Annotated in this window: 24 protein-coding genes and 1 tRNA gene; 11 read left to right on the top strand and 14 right to left on the bottom strand. The window is 57.0% G+C overall.

Features of this window, described 5'->3' with window-relative positions; genetic code table 11:
• Nucleotides 1-27 precede the first annotated feature (27 nt).
• The gene (locus L8V01_RS05930; protein ID WP_269946209.1) at nucleotides 28-657 is read right to left on the bottom strand and encodes a resuscitation-promoting factor Rpf1 domain-containing protein; all 630 of its coding nucleotides are present in this window, start codon (nucleotides 655-657) and stop codon (nucleotides 28-30) included.
• A gap of 318 nt (nucleotides 658-975) precedes the next feature.
• Between L8V01_RS05930 and L8V01_RS05925 the strand changes: the two genes are divergently transcribed.
• Entirely contained in the window at nucleotides 976-1,356 is a 381-nt protein-coding gene (locus tag L8V01_RS05925) for a cold-shock protein (RefSeq protein WP_005323875.1), read from the top strand.
• Here the strand turns inward: L8V01_RS05925 and L8V01_RS05920 are convergent.
• Nucleotides 1,353-1,931, bottom strand: coding sequence for a DUF2771 domain-containing protein (locus L8V01_RS05920; protein WP_269946208.1), 579 nt, complete (start codon nucleotides 1,929-1,931; stop codon nucleotides 1,353-1,355). The genes L8V01_RS05925 and L8V01_RS05920 overlap by 4 nt on opposite strands.
• A 6-nt stretch (nucleotides 1,932-1,937) precedes the next feature.
• A complete protein-coding gene (locus L8V01_RS05915) occupies nucleotides 1,938-2,702 on the bottom strand; it encodes a glutaminyl-peptide cyclotransferase (protein ID WP_269946207.1) in 765 nt (254 codons plus the stop codon).
• Nucleotides 2,703-2,740: 38 nt separating this feature from the next.
• Here L8V01_RS05915 and L8V01_RS05910 point away from each other — a divergent pair, with 38 nt between their 5' ends.
• Genes L8V01_RS05910 through L8V01_RS05900 form a run of 3 tightly spaced genes read left to right on the top strand, consistent with a single transcriptional unit; the run spans nucleotide 2,741 to nucleotide 5,678 of the window.
• Nucleotides 2,741-3,409, top strand: a complete 669-nt coding sequence (locus tag L8V01_RS05910) for a DUF3027 domain-containing protein (RefSeq protein WP_269946206.1) — start codon at nucleotides 2,741-2,743, stop codon at nucleotides 3,407-3,409.
• A gap of 49 nt (nucleotides 3,410-3,458) precedes the next feature.
• Nucleotides 3,459-4,862 (top strand): NCS2 family permease, encoded by a 1,404-nt coding sequence (locus L8V01_RS05905; RefSeq protein WP_269946205.1) that lies wholly within the window; start codon nucleotides 3,459-3,461, stop codon nucleotides 4,860-4,862.
• 9 nt (nucleotides 4,863-4,871) lie between these two features.
• Nucleotides 4,872-5,678, top strand: a complete 807-nt coding sequence (locus tag L8V01_RS05900; protein ID WP_269946204.1) for a TrmH family RNA methyltransferase — start codon at nucleotides 4,872-4,874, stop codon at nucleotides 5,676-5,678.
• On the opposite strand, the gene L8V01_RS05895 is transcribed toward L8V01_RS05900, so the two are convergent.
• The 3 genes from L8V01_RS05895 to serC form a co-directional block, all read right to left on the bottom strand.
• Nucleotides 5,639-6,469, bottom strand: a complete 831-nt coding sequence (locus L8V01_RS05895) for a DUF6928 family protein (RefSeq protein ID WP_269946203.1) — start codon at nucleotides 6,467-6,469, stop codon at nucleotides 5,639-5,641. The genes L8V01_RS05900 and L8V01_RS05895 overlap by 40 nt on opposite strands.
• 2 nt (nucleotides 6,470-6,471) lie before the next feature.
• A complete protein-coding gene (gene sepH, locus L8V01_RS05890) occupies nucleotides 6,472-7,359 on the bottom strand; it encodes a septation protein SepH (RefSeq protein WP_269946202.1) in 888 nt (295 codons plus the stop codon).
• A 112-nt stretch (nucleotides 7,360-7,471) separates the two neighbouring features.
• A complete protein-coding gene (serC, locus tag L8V01_RS05885) occupies nucleotides 7,472-8,590 on the bottom strand; it encodes a phosphoserine transaminase (protein WP_269946201.1) in 1,119 nt (372 codons plus the stop codon).
• Between the two features lie 159 nt (nucleotides 8,591-8,749).
• On the opposite strand from serC, the gene L8V01_RS05880 reads away from it, so the two are divergent.
• From L8V01_RS05880 to L8V01_RS05855, 6 genes are all read left to right on the top strand, one after another.
• The gene (locus L8V01_RS05880) at nucleotides 8,750-10,042 is read left to right on the top strand and encodes a citrate synthase (RefSeq protein WP_269946200.1); all 1,293 of its coding nucleotides are present in this window, start codon (nucleotides 8,750-8,752) and stop codon (nucleotides 10,040-10,042) included.
• Between the two features lie 122 nt (nucleotides 10,043-10,164).
• The gene (locus tag L8V01_RS05875; protein ID WP_005323855.1) at nucleotides 10,165-10,524 is read left to right on the top strand and encodes an FKBP-type peptidyl-prolyl cis-trans isomerase; all 360 of its coding nucleotides are present in this window, start codon (nucleotides 10,165-10,167) and stop codon (nucleotides 10,522-10,524) included.
• 68 nt (nucleotides 10,525-10,592) lie between these two features.
• Nucleotides 10,593-11,453: an aldo/keto reductase gene (locus L8V01_RS05870; protein ID WP_269946199.1), complete on the top strand. Its 861-nt coding sequence runs from the start codon at nucleotides 10,593-10,595 to the stop codon at nucleotides 11,451-11,453.
• Between the two features lie 289 nt (nucleotides 11,454-11,742).
• Complete coding sequence (locus tag L8V01_RS05865; RefSeq protein ID WP_269946198.1) at nucleotides 11,743-12,090, top strand: DUF485 domain-containing protein; 348 nt, start codon at nucleotides 11,743-11,745, stop codon at nucleotides 12,088-12,090.
• Nucleotides 12,090-13,733, top strand: coding sequence for a solute symporter family protein (locus L8V01_RS05860; protein WP_269946197.1), 1,644 nt, complete (start codon nucleotides 12,090-12,092; stop codon nucleotides 13,731-13,733). Before L8V01_RS05865 ends, L8V01_RS05860 begins: the two co-directional genes overlap by 1 nt.
• Nucleotides 13,734-13,826: 93 nt before the next feature.
• On the top strand, nucleotides 13,827-14,822 hold the full coding sequence (locus tag L8V01_RS05855) for a hypothetical protein (protein WP_394371658.1): 996 nt from the start codon (nucleotides 13,827-13,829) through the stop codon (nucleotides 14,820-14,822).
• Nucleotides 14,823-14,824: 2 nt separating this feature from the next.
• Here the strand turns inward: L8V01_RS05855 and L8V01_RS05850 are convergent, their stop codons facing one another.
• The 3 genes from L8V01_RS05850 to L8V01_RS05840 all read right to left on the bottom strand — a co-directional run bounded on the left by L8V01_RS05850 (nucleotide 14,825) and on the right by L8V01_RS05840 (nucleotide 18,351).
• Nucleotides 14,825-15,817 (bottom strand): DUF1906 domain-containing protein, encoded by a 993-nt coding sequence (locus tag L8V01_RS05850; protein ID WP_269946195.1) that lies wholly within the window; start codon nucleotides 15,815-15,817, stop codon nucleotides 14,825-14,827.
• 113 nt (nucleotides 15,818-15,930) lie between these two features.
• Nucleotides 15,931-16,359, bottom strand: coding sequence for an OsmC family protein (locus tag L8V01_RS05845; protein WP_269946194.1), 429 nt, complete (start codon nucleotides 16,357-16,359; stop codon nucleotides 15,931-15,933).
• A gap of 24 nt (nucleotides 16,360-16,383) precedes the next feature.
• Nucleotides 16,384-18,351 carry an alpha/beta hydrolase gene (locus L8V01_RS05840; protein ID WP_269946193.1) on the bottom strand — a complete coding sequence of 656 codons (1,968 nt, stop codon included), beginning with the start codon at nucleotides 18,349-18,351 and terminating at the stop codon, nucleotides 16,384-16,386.
• Between the two features lie 356 nt (nucleotides 18,352-18,707).
• On the opposite strand from L8V01_RS05840, the gene L8V01_RS05835 reads away from it, so the two are divergent.
• Entirely contained in the window at nucleotides 18,708-19,157 is a 450-nt protein-coding gene (locus L8V01_RS05835; RefSeq protein WP_269946192.1) for a DUF2871 domain-containing protein, read from the top strand.
• A 180-nt stretch (nucleotides 19,158-19,337) separates the two neighbouring features.
• Here the strand turns inward: L8V01_RS05835 and L8V01_RS05830 are convergent, their stop codons facing one another.
• From L8V01_RS05830 to L8V01_RS05810, 5 genes are all read right to left on the bottom strand, one after another.
• Nucleotides 19,338-19,931: a Type 1 glutamine amidotransferase-like domain-containing protein gene (locus L8V01_RS05830; protein ID WP_269946191.1), complete on the bottom strand. Its 594-nt coding sequence runs from the start codon at nucleotides 19,929-19,931 to the stop codon at nucleotides 19,338-19,340.
• Between the two features lie 96 nt (nucleotides 19,932-20,027).
• A tRNA-Arg gene (locus L8V01_RS05825) sits at nucleotides 20,028-20,103 on the bottom strand.
• Nucleotides 20,104-20,173: 70 nt separating this feature from the next.
• Complete coding sequence (locus L8V01_RS05820; RefSeq protein WP_200436020.1) at nucleotides 20,174-20,455, bottom strand: glutaredoxin domain-containing protein; 282 nt, start codon at nucleotides 20,453-20,455, stop codon at nucleotides 20,174-20,176.
• Nucleotides 20,455-20,985 (bottom strand): dihydrofolate reductase, encoded by a 531-nt coding sequence (locus L8V01_RS05815; protein WP_269946190.1) that lies wholly within the window; start codon nucleotides 20,983-20,985, stop codon nucleotides 20,455-20,457. Before L8V01_RS05815 ends, L8V01_RS05820 begins: the two co-directional genes overlap by 1 nt.
• Complete coding sequence (locus L8V01_RS05810) at nucleotides 20,985-21,782, bottom strand: thymidylate synthase (RefSeq protein WP_269946189.1); 798 nt, start codon at nucleotides 21,780-21,782, stop codon at nucleotides 20,985-20,987. Before L8V01_RS05810 ends, L8V01_RS05815 begins: the two co-directional genes overlap by 1 nt.

The raw sequence follows: 21,782 nt of genomic DNA, 5'->3' as shown, positions 1-21,782 counted from the left end.
GTGCAAGGGGCCCTTTATCGCTATGTCTTAGCGGGTGATGTTCTCAATCATCTGCGCAATCGGGTCAATGACGTTGCGGTTGGCAGAGTAGAAGTTGTTGAAGTCGTGGCGGTTAGCCTTGTACAGCTCCGTGAACTGCGGAGGAAGTGCCAAGCCGTAGGAGTTAGCGGCGTCCTTGATGGTGTTGTACAGGGCATCAACAGCCAGCTCATCGGACTTCTGGGAAGCAGCCTGCTTGACCGGAGCCGGTGCCTGGGCCGGAGCCTTAGGTGCAGCGGACGGAGCGGTGCGCTGGGTTGGAGCGGAGTTCAGGCCGAGGGAAGCGGAGCAAGCCGGCCATGCGCCCCAGCCCTGGGATGCGAGCACGCGCTCAGCAACGACAATCTGCTGCTCGCGGGAAGCCTGATCGGCGGTAGCGGCGAACTCGCCGCCACCATTAGCCTGCCAGGTCTGCGGGTTGAACTGCAGTCCGCCGTAGAAGCCGTTGCCGGTGTTGATATGCCAGTTGCCGCCGGCCTCGCACTGTGCCAGACGGTCCCAGTCGGAATCTGGGGCAGCGGATGCGGTCGGTGCCATGATGGCAGCGGCGGCGCCGAAGGCAACGGTGCCGGCGGTGAACTTAGCGGCCATACGATTCTTAGCGGAGTGGCGTCCCATGTAGTTAGTCCTCTCTGTGTGCCCGCATTAAGTGCAAAGATCATGTACCAAAAAGAAAGGGCGGGCGAGGGCAACTTTCTTAACGGCTCTTAAGTGTCTGGAGGACAGAGTAGCGGTTTATAACGAAAGTGTCACGTTATGGGCACTAAATGGGAAAGAAATGTGGCAAATGTGGTTAGTTGAGGGGTGTTTGTGCAGGTGAGTGTCAAAATGTGATCTGTGTCATGTAACACGGGTGTGTTGCATTATTGTCGTGACTTCTGTTGTTTTGACCAGGCGGCTAAAATGAAGCTTTCCCTAGAGAAGAGGTGGGTACCTATGCCTATTGGCAAAGTCAAGTGGTATGACGCCGAGAAAGGTTTCGGTTTCGTCAGCAACCCAGGCGATGAAGACGTCTATGTTGGCCGCAACGTGCTGCCTAAGGGAGTAGAGGAACTATTCCCCGGCCAGCGCATTGATTTCGATTTTGCGGCCGGCCGCCGCGGGCCGCAGGCGCTGCGGGTCAAGGTGCTGGACAAGCCGCGTCGCCGTACGCCGGCTCGCAAGCCGGAAGAGCTCGGCAGCATGGTCTCTGATGTAATGACCTTGCTGGAGTCACAGATTCAGCCGGTACTCAATTCCGGCCGCTACCCAGAGCGCAAGACTGGGCGCCAGGTAGCAGAAATCCTCCGCGCAATCGCGAAGGATTTGGATAGCTAATTAGAAGCCTTCGTGGATTCCTCCGCGGAGGCTTCTCGTTCTTTATCGGTCATCGTGGTGAGCGACCATACGGTGGCCAGGGGGGTTTCTTCACCGTTGTCATCGGTGCCGATCATCATGGAGGAAATTTCTACCACCTTGAGGCGGGGGCGCTTGCCAGTGGAGGCCTTGATGGGCTCTACCGAGCCGGGGATTGATACCTCAGTAGTCTCATTCGCGCCGTGTGCGGTCTCATCATTAGCGGCGGGGTCGTCATAAATGGAAAGAATCTTCCACTCGTGATCGGAGATTTCTTCTGGGATATCCAGCTTGAGAGTGTCGTTTTCTCCCACCGTGAGGTTCGGGACCTCGCCTTCTGGGCATTCGGAGCCGGGCTCGCACGCGATATAGGGGGCGACGTCGATGGAATTATCCCCCACGGCAGCGGTAACCTTAATGTCGCGAGGATCAGGACCCGGGCGCTGGTTCCACCAGTTCTGGAAGATTACTACGGCGGCGACGATGACCGCCACGACCACGATGAGGGCCAAGATCTGCAGCAGCGACTTTTTCCTTGCTTCCTTACGGGTTGCCATGGGCCTTTACCTTACTCGAACGTGGAAGAGTTCTTCCCACCGCTTGCCGGTAAGCCAGAACTCATCGTCTTTGATGTGTGCGATGCCGTTGAGCACGTCATCTGGGTTGGTATAGCGGGACTTATCAATCGCGTCGGTGGAGATCACGGCGGTCACGCGGCCGGTGGAAGGATCGATGCGGTAGATATTGTCATCCATCCAGACATTGGCGTAGACGCTATCGTCCACGCACTCCAGCTCGTTGATGTCTTCGAGCGGTTTTCCCTCTAGGGTGACTTCGGTCGTGGAGCGCTCTGCAAAGGTCTCCGGATCCATGTGTCGCAGGGTAGCGGAGCCGTCAGACATGAGGAGCTCTTCGCCGGTATTGCACAGACCCCAGCCTTCGCCGGTATAGGTGGCGGTATCGGTTTGATGCAGGTCTTGGTCGTATTTCAAGGCCTGGCCGGACTTCCAGGTTAGCTGCCAGATGGCATCGCCGGCCTGGGTAATTCCTTCACCAAAGTAGCGGCTATCCAGGGGCGTTTCGGCCAAGGTCTCGCCGCTTTCGGGGGAGAAGCGCTCAAGGCGCGATTCGCCCCATAGGCCGGTGCCGAGGAGCAGATTGCCGTCTGGATCGGTTTCGAGCCCCTGAGTAAAGGAATTGGTTGGTAGGGAAGCGGTGCCCAGGACCTCCACGGAGAGGTGCTCAACTTCGGATTCTGCAGGGGAAGAGGAACAAGCGACGAGCGCGCAGGGCAGAAGAATGCAGGCGGTACGGGAAAGAAACGACATGCACCATATGTACCACCGCGTGCTCCCCATAATGAATAATGAGGGGCGTGAGTAAGCGAAAAGCAAATCCGTTGATCGATTCCCGCGCCGTGCGCATTGCGCGCGAGGCGTTGGAAGAGGTGGGGGAAGGGGGCGTCGGCAAGCATATCGGCGTCGCCGGGATGGGCCGAAACGTTGCTACCCACCGTTTTGAAGCAGAGATGCTCGGTTACCCCGGCTGGGAATGGCAGGCGGTGCTCGCATGCGCGGAAGGATCGCGCTACGTCACTGTGAACGAGGTGGCGCTGGTGCCGGGTGGGGAGGCCCTGCAACCGCCGGAGTGGGTTCCCTATGAGGACCGCGTAAGGCCAGGTGATCTAGGTCCGGGAGACCTCATGCCACCGGCCGCGGATGATTCCCGCTTGGACGGCAATAACCTATCCACGTCCGGCCTGGAAGATGCCAAGAAGCGCTGGCGCACCGAGTTCGGCCCGAATACGGATATGGCGGCCAAGGCGCGACTGCAATGCCGCACCTGCGCGTTTTATGTGCAGCTGATGGACAACTACGGCGTATGCGCCAATGAATACTCTGCGGATGGCCGAGTGGTGCACTCGCGCTATGGCTGCGGTGCGCATTCGCAGACTCGGGTGAGGGAAGAGAAGAACCTGGAAGTGGCCTTCGATGATGAAAAGCCCATTTTTCAGGATTTTGAAATCGAGGAGTAAGGCAGCACACTTATGGCGTAAGACTCGCTGTACGTGAAAGGCGCAGGCGTTGAAAGCCACTCTCGATCGCTATTTCCATATCTCTGAACGTGGTTCCTCCATTGGAACCGAGCTACGCGCGGGAACGGTTTCGTTCTTCGCCATGGCTTATATCATTCTCTTGAACCCGCTCATCCTCGGCACCACTGAGGATGCGGACGGTTACGCGCTGGGCGTGCCGCAGGTGGCCGCCGCCACCGCGCTGGTCGCGGGCGTAATGTCGATCCTTTTCGGCGCGATTGCCAAGTACCCCTTCGCCATGGCCGCAGGCTTAGGCATGAATACTTTTGTAGGCGTGAGCATGGTCGCCACCAGCGGGCTGACCTGGCAGGAATCGATGGGTCTGGTGGTCATCGAGGGCATCATCATCGTCCTGCTGGCCATCTCCGGTTTCCGCACCGCTGTCTTTGACGCCATCCCGCAGTCCATGAAGGCGGCGATGGGCGTGGGCATCGGCATGTTCATCGCCATGATCGGCCTCGTGGATGGCGGCTTTGTCACCCGCGTGCCAGACGCTGCGCACACCACCGTGCCGGTGGGGCTGGGCATTAATGGATCGATTTCCACCTGGCCGGCGCTGGTCTTTGTCATTGGCCTTATTATTTGTTCCTTTATGGTCATCCGTAACGTGCCGGGCGGGCTCTTTATCGCCATCGTCCTTACCACCGTCATCGCGTTCATCGTGCAGGCGTTTACCGGCTCCGAGGATTGGGGCATGGCCGCGCCCGTGAAGCCGGAGGCGCTGGGTGGTATGCCGGATCTGTCCATCGTGGGCGATGTGAACCTGGTGGGGGCCGTTACCAAGATCGGCGTGGTCTCCACGGTTCTGCTGATTTTTACCCTGCTGCTTACCAACTTCTTTGATGCGATGGGCACCATGACCGGCTTGGGCAAGCAAGGCAAGCTTGTCGACGCCGACGGCAACCTCCCCGACATGAAAAAGGCCCTCGTCGTAGAAGGCTTTGGCGCAGTGGCCGGTGGCCTGGGCTCTGCTTCTTCTAATACCGTCTTTGCGGATTCCTCCGCCGGCATTGCCGATGGCGCCCGCACCGGCCTAGCCAACCTCATGACCGGTGTGCTGTTTCTCGCGGCGATGTTCCTGACCCCACTCTATGAAATCGTGCCTATCGAGGCCGCCTCTCCGGTGCTCGTCATCGTCGGCGTGATGATGGCCGCGCAGCTGACGGAGATTCGCTGGACCAAGATGGAAATCGCCATCCCAGCCTTCCTAACCATTGTGACCATGCCGTTTACCTATTCCATTGCCAACGGCATCGGCGTGGGCTTCATCTCCTTCGCGCTCATGTCTACCTTTGCCGGTAAGGCCAAGGACGTGCACTGGATCATGTGGCTATTGGCCGGCCTGTTCGTGATTTTCTTTGGCATGGATCCGATTTCCAATGCCATCGGCTAGCCTAAAGGCATGCTGATTACTGACCCCGCAGACCCTCGCCTGGACGATATTCGGAACCTCAACAAATCCGATAAATCCGGCGAGGGTCTCGTCATTGCAGAGGGCCCGCTGGTGGTCTCCCGGCTGGCCGAATCCCGGTTTCCCATGCGTTGCCTGGTGGGTTTTCCTAAGAAGCTGGAGGCCTATATTTCCGAGTACGGCGAGCCAGAGTGCCCCATCTACGAGGTTTCCCGGGAGACCCTGGCGGAGGTTGCCGGCTTCGATATGCACCGCGGGCTCGTCGCCGCCGCGGATCGCGCCGCGGAGCCGCGGGTGGGAGAAATTTTGGAATCCGCCAAGACCATCGCCGTGCTCGAGGGCGTAGGCGATCACGAGAATATTGGTGCCATCTTCCGCCACGCCGCCGGCATGGGCGTGGATGCGGTGCTGCTGGGATCAGGGGCGGCGGATCCGCTCTATCGGCGCTCGGTCCGCGTGTCCATGGGGCACGTGCTGCGCTTGCCGTTTGCCCATCTAGAAGGCGGGTTTACTACGTGGCAGCGTTCCTTGCAGGCGCTTGCCGACGCCTCCTTTACCCTCATTTCCTTAACCCCCAACCCCCAAGCGGTGCACCTAGCAGAGGCCATGCGCGGCGTGGATAAGGTAGCCATGCTCGTTGGCGCGGAGGGGCCTGGCCTTACCGAACATGCAATGAGGGCCACCGATGTGCGCGCACGCATACCGATGGCCCCTGGTACGGATTCACTAAACGTGGCAACGGCCGCCGCCATCGCCTTTTATGAGCGCCAACGCTCCTTGAGCGACCTGAATGTCTGAGCGCTCCAGTTTCCAATGAGCGAGCCCAAGTGCTTGGCGGTGGAGATGATCTCTTCGCCAGTAGATTCCGGCTCGGCGTTGTGATCTTCGTAGTCGTCGTAATCGTTGAGCCCCAGCTTATTGGCCGACTGCGCTGATAGCTCGCCAACGGTCCGCTTGGGCTTCGGAGGGTCGATTTTCGGCTCTGGGCGGCCATCGACCGCGTAGCCCACGACGTCGAGATCAGGGCCATCGTGCCCGACCGCAATGCCGAGCCAGTATTCCTGTGCCGCCTGCATGATGCCCTGCGGCTCGAAGGGAAGGGAAATGCCGCCGAGCGGCTCGTATTTTTCGCCCGCCCAATAAGGAGCCTCGAAAGGTTCGGGCAGGCCGGTGTCCTCATAAAGGTGCTCGCGGGTAGCGCAGAGGCAGCGCTTGAGCTCGCCGCCCTCCCAGAGCGCAAAGCCGGCGTAGCCTTCCTTCTCGTTGCTTGCCAGCGCGATAACCCGCTGGGCGGGCACCGCGTTGAGCAGCGTGTCCGGCAGCTGAGAGAGGAGGACAGACTCGCCTTCACACACCGTTTGCACCACGGTGATGCCGGGGTAGCCGCCAATGTAGTACTCGTTCGGATCCGTCTGCGCGGAGCGGTTGAGCGGGAATTGCCCAATCGGCGTGACCGGAAAAGTGGGATCTAGCTGGGCGAGAAACTTCCGGCCAAAGCCGCGGTCTGCCTTGGGTTCGGTTTTCAACACCTCTTCCCCATTGGGCTGAGAGATGTACCAGAGAGTGAGTACTGCGTGAGAAATGTCCACGGTTAGTCCCTAGGGCGTTTGGTATTGGAGCGAACGCCCAGCAGCACGTCCTCCCAATGCGGGGTAACGGCCTTGCGGCGGCGCTTGGTGGGCTTTTCCTCAGCGGAAGGGTTCTGCAGGAATTCTTCTTCCTCAGGTTCTTCCGGCTGGGTGGTCGGCGCGGTGAGGTCGGTGACGTTGCTAGGTTGATCGCCGTCGATCGCTTCGTCGTAGCGGCCGCTGCCCAGCGAGGTCAGCGAACGCACCGGCTGCACAAAGTCTGGGTCCGTAAGATCTGCGGCCACCGAGTTGCGGGCCTCGACCGTGGCGGGGGAGGACATGGACTGCTTGAAGTACCACTCGGCCTCGTTTTCGGAGAGCCCAGCCTTCCAGGTCACGCGCACGATCCACGCCTCGCCCTGGTAGCGATAGGCATCCCAAGTGGACTCGGACAGCGAGTGGCCGCGGGCAGCGAAGGCAGAGGCCAGCACCTCCCAGAGGGTGAGCTTGGCTGGGCCGTCCTCGCGCACTGGGTGGGCCTGCTTGGCGATTTCTGCGATGCGGTTGCGCTCTAGCATGACCGGGTAAGCGAAAGGCTCGATGCGGGATTCGGTGACGCCCATTTCTTCCGCCAGCTCGGCTGCGGAGGCTCCGGCGCGGATGCGGTTTTGGATTTCCGCCGGGCGGATCGGGGCTTCCTCTTCCGCCGGTTCCGCCTTGGCTGGTTTAGCAGGTTGAGCAAGGCTGAGGGCGGGGGCCGCCGGCTCTTCGGCGGGAGCTTCCTCCTGCTGGCCTTGTAGGGCTTCACGCAGCTCATCGGTAACGGGGAGGAAAAACTCTTCGCCGTCTTCGGTGCGCAGCACCAAAGAGGTTTCGGTCGACTCGCTGTCAACTGGGAACAGCTCGCGCATAATAGGGCGCTCCTTTTGCCTATCGACGGCGTACAAATCTGTGATGCATTCAACTATAACGCGAAAAAGCCCCGCGGCCTGCGAGGCGGCGGGGCATGTTGGGTGTGATGCGCTATTTCGCGTCTAAGACGTAATCAATGCACTGGGTAAGTTTGGCAATATCGGCTGGGTCAATGGCCGGGAACATGCCGATGCGCAGTTGATTGCGGCCCAGCTTGCGGTACGGTTCCACATCCAGGATGCCGTTTGCGCGCAAGGTTGCGGCGAGTGCTGCCGCATCGACGGAGTCTGCGAAGTCGATGGTGCCCACCACTAGCGAACGGGATGCAGGATCTGTGACGAAGGGCGCGGCCTCTGGGCGGGACTCGGCCCAGTCATACAGGGTGGTGGAAGATTGCGTGGTGCGCTTAACCATGCCGTCGAGCCCGCCATTGGAATTCATCCATTGAATCTGATTATCCAGCATGAGCAGGGTGGCGATGGCGGGGGTGTTATAGGTCTGGTTCTTCCGTGAGTTATCGACTGCGGTCTGCAGGTTCAGGAATTGCGGGATGTAGCGCTCAGAGGCGTTTATCTTCTCAATCCGCTCCAGCGCGGCGGGGGACATGGCGGCAAGCCACAGGCCGCCATCGGAAGCAAAGCACTTTTGCGGCGAGAAATAGTAGACGTCCGTATCGGAGATATTTACCGGCAAGCCACCCGCGCCGGAGGTGGCATCTACGACCACCAGCTGCTGATCATTGCGCGGGTGGGGGCGGGCTATTTCCGTCATCGCGCCGGTAGAAGTCTCATTATGTGCCCAAGCGGCGACATCTGCTTCCGCAGATAGATCACGTGGGTTTGGGGCTGTGCCCACTGGGGATTCCACGATGGAGGGGGCGTCTAGCCATGGTGCTGCCGCGACGGCCTTGGCGAACTTAGTGGAAAATTCACCAAAGGTCAGGTGGGCGGATTGGCGTTCCACGAGCCCGAATGCGGCTGCGTTCCAAAAGGCGGTGGCACCGCCTAAGGATAGGACGATCTCATAGCCATCTGGTAGGGAAAAGAGATCGCTTAACCCTTCTCGCACGGAGCCAACGAGGTTCTTGACCGCAGGTTTGCGGTGTGAGGTTCCCATGACTGCAGGATTGATGGCCGCAAGCTGGGCGGAGCGAACCTTGGAGGGGCCGCATCCAAAGCGGCCGTCGGCAGGCAAGAGGTTAGCGGGCAGCTTAAGTTCTGGTGTGGTCATGAGTGACAGTGTAGAACAGTTCCGGTCGAACGGCAGTTATTTAAGTAGGCGTTAACTTGTAGGCGGCGTCACAAAGTTTGCTAAAGTGTGAAGAGGTATCTAGCTAGCTTCTTCAAGCTAGTGCTTAATAAAGACTCTCACATAGAGAAAGGAACTTCCGTGGCTTCTGAAGACAACAAGGTAGTGCTCCAGTATCCAGGCGGCGAGTATGAGATGGATATCAAGCAGTCCACCGAAGGTGACTCTGGCTTTGATATCTCCAAGCTGCGTAACGAAACTGGGCTCGTTACTTTTGACCCCGGCTACACCTCTACCGGTTCCACCGAGTCCAAGATCACCTTCATTAATGGAGAAGAGGGCATCCTGCGCCACCGCGGTTACGATATTGCGGACCTTGCAGAAAACGCTACCTTCAATGAGGTTTCTTACCTGCTAATTAAGGGTCATCTGCCAAACGAGGAAGAACTTAGCCACTTCAACCGCGAAATCCGCCACCACACCCTGTTGGATGAGGACTTCAAGGCCGCATTCAATATTTTCCCGCGCAACGCGCACCCGATGGCGGTGCTGGCTTCCTCCCTTAATATTCTCTCCGCCTACTACCAAGATCAGCTTGATCCGCTAGACCCCGAGCAGCTGGATAAGGCCACCGTCCGCCTCTTGGCTAAGGTGCCAATGCTGGCCGCCTATGCCTACCGTGCCTCTCAGGGTAAGCCCTATATGTACCCGGATAATAGCCTGAACGCTCGCGAGAACTTCCTGCGCATGATGTTCGGCTATCCTACCGAGGAGTACGAGGTCGACCCAGTTGTAGCCAAGGCCTTGGATAAGCTGCTCATCCTGCACGCTGACCACGAGCAGAACTGCTCCACCTCCACCGTGCGCATGATTGGTTCCGCCCAGGCCAACATGTTCGTCTCCATTGCCGGTGGCATCAACGCCCTGTCTGGCCCGCTGCACGGCGGCGCAAACCAGGCGGTCCTGGAGATGCTGGAGGATATCCAGAATAACCACGACGGTGACGCTACCGACTTCATGAACCGCGTGAAGAATAAGGAAAAGGGCGTCCGCCTGATGGGCTTTGGCCACCGCGTGTACAAGAATTACGACCCACGCGCGGCGATTGTGAAGGACACCGCGCACGAGATTATCGAGCACTTGGGCGGCGACCCAATGCTGGATCTGGCCATGAAGCTGGAAGACATTGCGCTGAACGATGATTACTTTGTCTCCCGCAAGCTTTACCCGAACGTGGACTTCTACACCGGCTTGATCTATCGCGCCATGGGCTTCCCGACGGACTTCTTTACCGTCCTCTTCGCCATCGGCCGCCTGCCGGGCTGGATTGCTCAGTACCGCGAGCAGCTGGAGATCAATACCAAGATCAACCGTCCGCGCCAGATTTACACCGGCGAGTCCCTGCGTAAGGTCACCCCGCGTAGCGAGCGTTAAAGCGCTCCGCGGTCTGCCTAATTAAGCCGAATCGGGTGGTAGCACCTATAATAGGTGCAGCTCGGTTCGGTTTTTAATGCGACCGCACGAATAAACTCGATTTCCCAAGGAGAATAATCCCCATGGATAAGCCTGTTATTGAAGCCCAGTCTGGCCCGGCGCCTACGGACCTTGTCGTAGAAGACATCGTCGTTGGTGATGGTGCTGAGGCGCAGCCTGGTGCCGTAGTGGAGGTCCACTACGTCGGCGCTGAATACGAGACCAACCAAGAATTCGATTCCTCGTGGGACCGTGGCCAGTCCATCGAGTTCCCACTGACCGGTCTCATCGCCGGCTGGCAGGAGGGCATTCCGGGAATGAAGGTGGGCGGTCGCCGCAAGCTCATCATCCCGCCGGAAAAGGCCTACGGCCCCGCCGGTGGCGCGCACCCGCTGTCCGGCCGCACCTTGGTCTTTATCATTGACCTCATCCGCGCAGACTAGTAGCGCTAAACCCCAGGTTCGCCCTGGGGTTTCGTCATTTCCGGCGCGGTGAGAAAAACTGCGGCACAATGGAGGGCATGACTGTGCCAACCGTAACTTTCAATGATGACCGTGAAATGCCACAGCTAGGCCTAGGTACCTACAAGCTGTACGACGATGAATGCATCCGCGTTATCCGCGAAGCCATCGACTTGGGCTACCGCCACTTCGATACCGCCACGCTGTATAAGAATGAAGAGGCGGTAGGCACCGCGCTGAAACAGGCGATGGATGCGGGCGATGTTACCCGCGACGAGCTCTTTGTTACCTCCAAGGTCTGGCACTCCCACCAGGGCGCACACAAGGTGGAAGAGGCATTCCAGCAGTCGCTGAAGGGCCTGCAGCTGGACTATCTTGACCTCTACCTCATCCATTGGCCGTGGCCGCAGGGCGGCCTGTACAACGAGACCTTTGAGGCTATTGCCCGTCTGCAGGGCATGGGCCAGATTGCGTCCATCGGAGTGGCCAATTTCTACGAGGATGTGCTCAAGGATCTCATTTCCACCACCGGTATTTCTCCGGTGCTCAACCAGGTGGAGATCCATCCGGGCTTTACTCAGTCCGGCCTGCGCGCCTTCCACCACGATAATGACATCGTTACTGAGGCGTGGGCTCCGCTAGCTCGCGGTGTAGTTCTCAATAACCCGGAAATTGAGCATATTGCCGCTGACCACGAAGCGACCGAGGGTCAGGTTGTTCTGGCCTACCTGATGTCTAAAGGCATGTCCGTCATTCCGAAGTCCGCGCACACCGAGCGCCTGAAGGAGAATCTCGCCGCCACCGAGCTGGAGCTAACGGCTGAACAGGTTTCCGCCATCGATACCCTAGAGGGGCAAGAGGGCTTCGGTCGCATGTTTAATGACCCACGGGAGTTCCCCGGCAACGAGTAAGAACGTTGTGCCGCCAGCCCCCTTCACGGGGGCTTTTCTTTTGCCAATTGGCTGTTAACAACCTTTACAAGCGGCATTTTAAGCCGCTGGCGGGGGTAGTTTGCTAAAAATGTTATTCCAGTTCAGCTAAGCCTATCGCGTTAAAAGGGTGGGGGAGAAGAACGTTTTCTTGGCAGGATTTACAAACTTGCAGAAAATGTTCTGTAACTTACAAGACAACGTGAATAGTGATAAGTAACACACTATCTCGTGCGACCTAAGTTCCTCTCACCCAAGGAGACGATGCTCTATGAGTGACGTAGCTGCAACTCCTGTCTCGCGCCGTGACCCCACCGGCAGCGAGTTCATCGCGATGCGCGACTCCGCCGAGTTTGGCGAGCTGCGCCGCACCTACCGGAGTTTTACCTTCCCCATGACCGTAGCCTTCTTTGTGTGGTACGTCGTCTACGTTCTCGCCGCGGTATTTGCCCCAGGTTTTATGGCGACCGAGCTCGGCGGCGGCTGGAATATTGGCCTAGTCTTCGGCCTAGCGCAGTTCCTCACCACCTTTATAATCACGTGGGTCTACGTGAAATATGCCAATAAGAATATCGAGCCAAAATCGGCCGCCATCCGTGCAGAACTGGAGGGTATGTAATGACTACCACCCTCCTCGCCGCCGAGTATTCTGCCGGCAACCCCATCCTGAATATTTCCATCTTTGGCATCTTCCTCATCGTGACCATGGCGGTGGTACTGCGCGCCGGCAAGACCACCAAGAAGGCTTCGGACTTCTATACCGGCGGCGGTAGTTTCTCGGGACGCCAAAACGGCTTGGCTATTTCGGGTGACTACCTCTCCGCAGCGTCCTTCCTGGGCATCGTTGGCGCCGTGGCACTCAACGGCTATGACGGCTTCTTGTACTCCGTGGGCTTTTTCGTCGCTTGGCTGGTAGCGCTCATGCTCGTCGCCGAGCCAATGCGCAACGTTGGTCGCTTCACCATGGCGGACGTTTTGTCCTTCCGATTGAAGCAGAAGCCGGTGCGCGTGGCGGCGTCCATCGCCACCCTTTTTGTCACGCTCTTCTACCTCATTGCGCAGATGGCCGGCGCCGGCTCGCTAGTGGCCGTGCTGTTGGATATCCACGAGTTCAAATGGCAGGCGCTTGTCGTGGGCATCGTCGGCGTGCTCATGATTGTCTACGTCCTTGTTGGCGGAATGAAGGGCACCACCTACGTGCAGATGATTAAGGCCGTGCTGCTGGTGGCCGGCGTAGTCATTATGTGTTTCTTGGTCTTCATCGCCCTGCGCGGTGGCTTTAGCGCCTTATTTAAAAACGCCATCGATATGCACGCTGCTTCAGAACACATCAAGGAAAAGGGCTACGAGGCCAAGGACATCATGGCGCCTGGCCTGCAGTACGGTGCTACCACCGCGACCAAGTTGGATTTCATCTCCCTGGGTATTTCCCTAGTGCTTGGCGTGGGCGGCCTGCCGCACGTGCTCATGCGCTTCTACACCGTGCCCACTGCCACCGAGGCTCGCCGCTCCGTTACCTGGGCGATTGTTATTATCGGTGCCTTCTACCTGATGACCCTCATCTTGGGCTACGGCGCGGCCGCGCTGGTGGGCCCGGACCGTATTCTGGCTGCGCCGGGTGGGGCCAATGCTGCAGCGCCGCTGCTCGCATTGGAAATTGGCGGGTCCATCTTCATGGCGATCATTTCCGCCGTGGCCTTCGCTACCGTACTTGCCGTGGTTGCTGGCCTAGCGATTACCGCCTCTGCATCCATTGCGCACGATATTTACCACGCGGTGATCCGCAATGGTGAGTCCACCGAGGCCGAGCAGGTCCGCGTCTCTCAGGCCACCGTGGTGGTCCTCGGTATTGTTTCCATCATCCTGGGCATCCTGGCCATGACCCAGAACGTGGCTTTCTTGGTCTCCCTGGCTTTCGCGGTGGCGGCATCTGCAAATCTGCCGACCATCCTGTACTCCCTGTACTGGCGCCGGTTCAATACTGCGGGCGCGGTTGCCTCCATGTACACCGGCGTAGTGTCTTGCCTAGTCCTCATCTTCTTCTCCCCGGCGGTCTCCGGGACAGAGACCTCCATGTTCCCGGGCGCGGACTGGGCAATCTTCCCGCTTTCCTCGCCGGGCCTAGTCTCCATCCCGCTGTCCTTCTTCGTTGGCTGGCTGGTTTCCATCATGACCAAACCAGATAATTTGGAGGAGCTTTCCGCAGAAATGGAGGTGCGCTCGCTTACCGGCGTAGGTGTGGAGGCACCCGTCCAGCATTAATTGCTTGGATAGTGCACTCAACCGGTAACATGTATCGACGTGCTTAGAACGTCGTTGACCCGCAAGGCGGCATCAGTAAAGGCTGGTGCCGCTTTGGCCGTATGTATGCTCGCCTTGACCGCCACCGCGTGCAGCAATAGCGAGCGTGATAGCGGCGCGCTTGCCGACGCCCCCTCGGAAGCCACAGCCACCAACCACGACGTCCCACCGGAAATCAACGAGTTTCTAGAAGGCGATGAGGGCCGATCTATTTCCTATATCCGCCTGCATGATGGCATGCATATGGGCTCTTCCTCGGAGCACGAGCCTCGCCCAGCGCTAAGCCTCATCAAGCTCTATATCGCGACCTACGTCATGGAAAAAGGCGAGTACGAAGATAAATATGAGGCGCTGGATATGATTGCTAGCTCCTCCGATAAGTCCGCCGAGGAGCTTTTTGATAAGTATCCGGATTCCATCGATACGATTGCCGATGAATTCAACCTCGAATCCACCAAAGCAGGCGAGCAGTGGGGCTATTCGCAAACCTCCACGTATGACGTCGCCAGCTTCATCTCGCAGCTTATCGATCGCGATGAAACCCACCCAGTGTTGGTAGCTATGGCGCATGCCGATCCCATCTCTGAGGATGGATACAGCCAAGATTATGGCACCGCCAAGCTATCCAATGTGGTGGGCAGCAAGTGGGGCTGGTCCAATGACAAGTCCATTAACTCCTCGGTCTCCTTTGGAGAAAACTTCGTTGCCGCTGCCTCCATTACCGGCTCATCCGATGACCTCACCGAGTACGTCAAGGATGAGGTGACCGGAAAGAATCTGGGAAAGGCCACCGAGCGCTTCCTTAAGTACAAAGACGGCGAGGACGTCCCACCGATCGAGACCTCCACCTCGGAGACCTCTACAACTTCTTCCAGTAAGAAGGACAAGGACGAGAAATCCGGCAAGGGTGAGAAGGACAAGGCCTCGTCCAAGGAGCCCACTACCTCTGAAAAGAAGGACTCTGCAAAGAAAGAAAAGGGTAGCTCCGATAAGAAATCCGCAGACAAAAAGAAAGGCTCGGAGAAAACCTCCGAGCCTTCTAAGAAGTAGTACTACCGCGCCTTAGCAACCGTTTCTGCGACGATCTTTGCCAGCTGGCGAATCTGATCATTGCTCAACGTTTTGCCGGGAAAGGTTACGCCATCTGCGGTTACCTGTGGCAGCTCTGGTAGCTCTGGGTGCTTGCTCTGCAGCTGTGAGCTCAGCTGATTAACTAGATCTGACGAGCCATTGCTTGGGGCCTGCGCCTGCGATTGTGGCTTAGGCTGTGGATTCTTAGTGGTCGGCTTCTTCGCCGGTGCAGGTGCCGCGGACTTGCCTGGCGTCCACTGGCCCCAGTCATCAGCGTAGACCTCGTTGACGTCTACAATGACGCCATCAATGGTCTGTTGCTTGCCGTGTGGAAGCTGGTGGATAGTGGTGCGCGGGTGAATCTTGCCGTTGGAACCCCAGTCATGCATCCAGAAGTACTTGCCGATGCCATCCTGGATCGCCCACTCGATTGTGTTGTAGTTGCCGTAGATACCCGTCTGGTAGCCGGCCAGCTCCAGCGTCTTGGAAAACGCCTGCAGGTACGGGCGGATCTGGCGGGTGTACTGCTCGCGGGTGGGGTTATCGTCGATAGCGATGTAGATCGGTCGGTTGGTGGGGCCGCCTGCCTTCTTGTGTAAAGCAATCGCCTTCGGCGCATGGACTGCTGCACCTGCTGCGCCCTGCTTCCAATCGGCGGTTTCCGCACGGCCGAATTGGTACACCGACGCAGTGGGTAGGCCTGCTGCCGCATTGGCCTTGGTCTCCTTGAGAGTTACCGGCTTGCCGGTCATCCACGCGGCGTCAGGGCGCTTGTCGGAGACGTAGCGAATAGCGCCCATGTGGCCGGCATTCTTAATTGCCTGCGGGGAAGGTACACCGGCAGAGAAATCAATGATAGTGCCGCGCACCGGTCCGAGTGCCGCCGCATTCGGAACGGCAGAACCGATAGCGCCTGCGGTCAGGGCGAGAGCGCCAACCTTAAACAGGCCGCGCCGGGAGAATGATGGTGACATGTTGAGCTCCTGCAGTAATCACATTTGTCACAATAGTTAACAATTGCACCATAGCAGGAGGTCTAGAGTCCTAGCCGGAGCGAAACCACATGTCGCACTTTTACTTCGTAGCGCTATTTCGAGGCATTGCTAAACATCACTCGCGTGGGGTTCTCAACCGTGCGCGATACCGTGCAGTCCTTCTCGTGGGAGATGCGGATCAGATTGTCCACCAGCTTGCGCGCTTGGTTGCCTTCCGGCGTATCCGGGAACGATAGATCAAAGCCCACGCGAACCTCCGACAGGCGCGATGCCCCATCCTCGTTTACGCGGTCACCTTCGACATGCACGTCAAACGCCTTTGGTTCCGCGCGCCGGGACGTTACAACGTCCACGTCCACCGCAGAGCACCCTGCAACCGCTGCAAGCAAGAGCTCAACAGGGGAGAGGAGCCCTTCACCACTGCCAAATTCAATGCTGGCGCCTGCTGAATTGGTAGCTCGGTATACGGCGGTTTTGAGGCGGGTGAGATCTACGGCGTATTGCTTGGAGATTTCGTTCATAATTCTGAGTGTGGAATCTGACCATTATGCCAAGCCTGGGACATAGGCGACGCTGCCGCCAAGGGACATAGTGATAAACAATGGTGCGATTACCAAGGGCCCGAGCCATACGCGTCCGGTATTGGCGTAGAACATCTTGTTCATAATCGGCAAGAGGATCATCATGGGCAAAATGGACTGGAGCATATTTACATAAAGCCAATCGTCGGTCCAGTGAACAGTACCAGTAGCTGCAAAAACAGAATATTGGACTACGAATATCATTGCGAGTCCGAAGGAATTAGCGAGTGCGGCGATTAGATAAGTCTGCCACCTTGGTACATCACTGTAACGAGTGCTGACGGCGGCGCGTAAAGAATTGGCGAAATAGAAGATGAACATAGCAGGGACGTATTCGCATGCGAGTAGGAACCAGCGAAGGGTTAATGGGCGGGAAGCTACCACAAGGAATCGGTAATCGTTATGGAAGGCTAGGTATACAATTGAAAGTATTGAAAAGTAGATAAACAGCAGGACTGTTGCTAAAAGAATTGTTCGGCCGAAGCTTTTCCAGCTCATGGTGATTCCCCATGCTTGAGCGCGTTCGCTTTGAGGATAGGTGTCCTTGTCGCGGGTGAAGTAGAAGGAGATGAGCCCCACTACTCCGTTGACGAGCGCCCAAAGTACGACAGAATTTACCATTCGGGCTGGGAAGAACCATGTGTTGACCTTGTTGGCGGCGTCGGCGAAGAATTCTTGCGAAAGATTTGCCAATGGCATAAAGGTGAAATAGGCGATAGCCGCAGTTAGTAGGAAAACCGCCCAGAATTTTATAGCAGCAGATCCTCGAGGTTTTTTGGAAGCGCGGGGAAGCGCTTGGGCTACAGGGGCAAAGAACCGAGTGCGTAGAAGTATTCGAGTGAGGGGGAACAGCATGGCGAAGGCACCGATCATCGAGATCAAATTGAATATCTCCTTGAGCCACCAAGTTTGATGGCTCGAGTCAATTTTGATTGGTGCATCAAGAGTCGTATCAAAGAAGTCAATGATGCTTCCGATTGCGCTCGGGGTGAGCGGTTGGAGTGGGTGAAGAGTGTTGTCGTTGTATGCGATTCGGTAATTGCCTTTGTCGACATCACCGTACCCATGGCCAATCTCAACGTGGTCTACTTTATTATCGTTGTCCATGCCTGAGTTGACCATGGATAATGCCTCGGGAGCATTCCTGAGGTCTCCATTTCCGTTTACATTTCGGTATCCGCCTTCGTCGTACCGGGCATAGCCGAGTCCCATATTTGAGTGGATATGAGCGAATTTCTTATCGTCAAGGTTCTGTAGCCATCCCGAGATAAATACTGCTGAGATTCTGTCTTGATCCTCGGCGCGTTTTCTTTCTTGAGCCGTGATGGTGGTGCCGCCCTCGCTCTTGGGGTTCATAGCATCTTTCAGGGCGTCGTCTGTCTTTTTTCCATATTTGTTTGCAGCAGTTCGTACAGCGCTACCCCCTGCGGAGTGGCCGGTGATCCCGATTCGTTCTGTATCCACGTAGTCGAATGTTTCGGGATGGTCAGTAACGTAGTCGATGGCTGTGACAATCGCGGAATCATTATCGCTAGGGTCTTGGGAGCTGGATTCTCCTTGGTTGTATGGATCCACGACTAAAGTGACAAAACCACGACGGGCCAGTTCGAGAGAGTTAGACACTTGGGTCTCTTTAGTGCGCTGAAACCCAGGAGAAACAATGACCATCGGAGCTTTGTTGTTGGTCGACGCGTCTTTGGGACGAAACAGATCAGCGGTAACTGAGGCCCCGGATTTTCCCGCTAGTTTAAGTCCGGTTACCTGAATATTTCCGCCATTTGTCTGGATTAAAGAGGAGCCGATTGCACCAACTAGAATCAAAACCAAGCATAAAGCTAATTTCCATCCGTCGCTAATTCGACGTTTGTTCGTGGGGGTCCCGGAAATCGGTTGAGTTTTGCTTTTAGTGGTGGAGTCGACGATGTTGGGCATAATCGTATTCCTCAAGATGAAAATAGATAAACCGGAAGGTCCAAACCTTTTTAGTTAACGATGTTAACCATCTGAGTTAAAGGGCTGTCAAGAGGGGCGGAGATTGGGGGAATATAGTTCGTTCCTAAATCGTCTGGTCTTGGGGATCGCACCCGTTTTAGCGAGAAATATTCGCCTTTATTAATTTCCAAAAAGAACGATAGTTTTATAGCCACTAGATCGATCGACCAACTGGTAGATTCCAGCTTCAACCAGCCCTGTGATTCAAAATGGGGCCGAATGTAGAAAGATGAGTCCTTAGAGTATTTGATCCATCGTTAATCCAGCCGTGGCAGCGGTTGGGAAGGAGAATGACCATGAAACCTTTGTATTGGGCATCCATTTTCTACCTCCTGTTGGGCTTGGGCGCTGGAGTGTTCTATCGAGAATTCACGCGTGCCAATGATTTCCCCTCGGGTGAGTTCACTCAGCTCAGCGTGGCGCACACTCACTTGCTAGCGCTCGGTTTCATGATGAGCCTTATCTTCTTGGTATTGGAGAAGGTCTTTGGTCTGTCGCGCAGCCGCGGTCAGTTCAATGCGTTCTTCTGGCTCTATAACGTCGGTGTGGTCGTTACCGTTGGTGTCATGATCTGGCACGGATGCCTGACCGTACTGGGAGAGGAATCGTCTGCAATGATCTCTGGTATCGCTGGTCTTGGACACATCCTCATCACGGTGGGTCTAATCGCGTTCATTGCAGCACTGGGTAATGCCCTCAGTGAGGCCGAAGAAGCTAAGTCCCAGGCAGCAGGTGAACAACAATGAGTGAGACTGTCTCAAAGCGCCACAACGTCGGCTCTGCGAGATGGGAGCTTACCAAAACAAATGACCCTTATGGTCCCTACATAGTATTTTTAAGGGAACTGCTCGGTCACAAGGAAAGTACTGGTAGTTGAGGCGAAAAATGAACTTTCCTGGTCTGCTTGGCGTGTTTGTCATCGCAGATTAGATGAGAATGGACTTTTCATCTTCCATAAAGAGGGCTTGCCCATATCTCAAAAGCAACAGGTTCCATTCTCGGCCGTAGGTCTCGACAGTCTTACTGATGACCTCTATTGAATAGGGCCCAGTGGTTCCCTGTGCATGAGGAACAATGACATGAGGAGTGAAGTTTAGCCCTGTGTAGTCGGTGAGCTGCGGAGCCGTTTTGGAATCGTCCATGATTGATGCCGGCTCAATTGATGGGCCGGCAACAATTGCTCCTGCAGAACTTCCAGCGTAAAGCTTGCCCTGCTTTACTGCCTCAGTCAGTACACGGTCGGTACCCGTTTTCTTCAGTACGTCAAGTAGGCGGAACACGTCGCCGCTCGCGACATAAATGCAGTTGGCTGATGCAATTTCATTTTGAAGATCGCTTGATTTTGTTTGCGATAGGGTGAGAGGGACTAAGGTCTCTGCTGCCTCACCAATTGCCTTTAGTTCTGCCTGTGCAAATGGTGCTTGGCGCATCTCTGAAGCGGCATCATCGATATATAGCACTCGCCCTGAAATGTAGTCGCCGATTTCTGGGTGCAGGAATGAAGCGAGAAGAAGTTTCACGGGCCTAGATTACGAAATTCTTGCCACTCCCACCATTCGAAGAACAAAAGTCAAAAGTCTCGAGACAGCATAGGAACGATGCCTCGAGACGTTGTGTGGTGCCCCAGAGAAGATTCGAACTTCCGACACCGGCTTTAGGAGAGCCGTGCTCTATCCCCTGAGCTACTGGGGCAGGGTTGCGGGTGCAACTTGGCTAATCATAGCAGTGGGGCTGGGGTGCCCCGAAATGGCTGGGGTGTGGGTTAGCTTTCGGCCAATTCCTTCTGCTTATTGCGCACGGAGGAGGCTGGTGGGTTGGTCTCGTGGGTGCCGTCGGAGTAGAGGACGGTGGGGATGATGCGGTTGCCGTCGTTGACGGATTCGATCCAGGCGTTGATGTCGTCGGTGTTGTCACCTTCGACGTCGACAAGCGCGTATGGGGTTTCGGTGCGGTCCAGGTTCTTGATGAGCTTGGCGCAGAAAGGGCACCAGTCGGCGTAGAAGATGGTGACGTCAGCGGTGGTTTCGGGGGTTTGTACAGTCATTAAGCTGCATCCTTTCGGTCGTAGGTTAAAAAGCGGTACTTGATGGGAAGATCGCTGGCCTCTTTGTCCGGCAGCGCTAGGTGGCCCTTGGCGGAGGTGAGCCAGTCGGTGCTGTGGGCTAGCCCAAACTCATCGGGGATGGCGGGGGCGTAGATGGACTTATCGCCGTAGGTGCTACCGATATTGACGCCCATGAGGGTGACTTCAATGCGATCAACCTGGTCCAAGGTGGCGGTGTAGATTTGGCCGCCGCCGATAACCCAGGCGTCGGAAAGCGAGGGCATTGCGGTAAGCACCTGCGCGCCGGCGGACCACTGGCCGGGGACGCGGGAGGAGAGCACGTAGTTCTCGCGTCCGGGAAGTGGGCGGAACTTGGGGTTCAGGGACTCCCAGGTCTTGCGGCCCATGATGACCGGCGCGCCCATGGTCACCTCTTTAAAATGCTTGAGATCCTCCGGCACGTGCCAGGGCATCTGCTCGCCATCGCCAATGATGCCGTCCAAGGACTGTGCCCAGATCGCGCCCAACATTAAACGGACACCTGCGCCTTGATGGTGGGGTGGGGATCGTAGCCCTCAATCTCAAAATCGGCGAAGTCATAGGAGAACATATCTTCCGCCTTGTGGAGGTTGAGCTGCGGGTACGGGCGCGGCTCGCGGGAAAGCTGCTCTTTGACCTGCCCCACGTGGTCGTTATAAATATGGCAATCGCCGCCGGTCCAGATGAGCTCGCCCACCTTGAGTCCGGCCTGCTGGGCAAACATGTGGGTCAGCGCCGCGTAGGAGGCGATATTAAAGGGCACACCGAGGAACATATCGGCCGAGCGCTGGTAGACCTGCATGGACAAGGTGCCATCGGCCACGTAGAGCTGGAAGAGCAGGTGGCAGGGCATCAGCGCCATTTTGTCCAGCTCCGCGACGTTCCATGCGGAGACCAAGTTGCGGCGGGAATCCGGGTTGTTCTTGAGGGTATCGAGCGCCTGCTGGATCTGGTCGATGTGCTGGCCGTCCGGGGTGGGCCAGGAGCGCCACTGCACGCCGTAAACCGGGCCCAGTTCGCCGTTGTCATCCGCCCACTCATTCCAGATGCGGACCTTGTTGTCCTGCAGGAACTTGATATTGGACTCGCCTTTGAGGAACCACAAAAGCTCGCCCAACACCGCATGGAAATAGACCTTCTTGGTGGTCAGTAGCGGGAAGGACTCGGCCAAGTTATAGTGCAGCTGCGCGCCAAAGATGGAGCGCGTGCCGGTGCCGGTGCGATCGCCTTTGGGCGTGCCGGTCTCTAGGACCTTTTTCAGCAGATCCTCGTACGGGGTCTCAATCAT

It is taken from the genome of Corynebacterium curieae, assembly GCF_027570035.1.
Classification (GTDB): domain Bacteria; phylum Actinomycetota; class Actinomycetes; order Mycobacteriales; family Mycobacteriaceae; genus Corynebacterium; species Corynebacterium curieae.
This window is presented reverse-complemented; position numbering and strand designations above follow the sequence as displayed.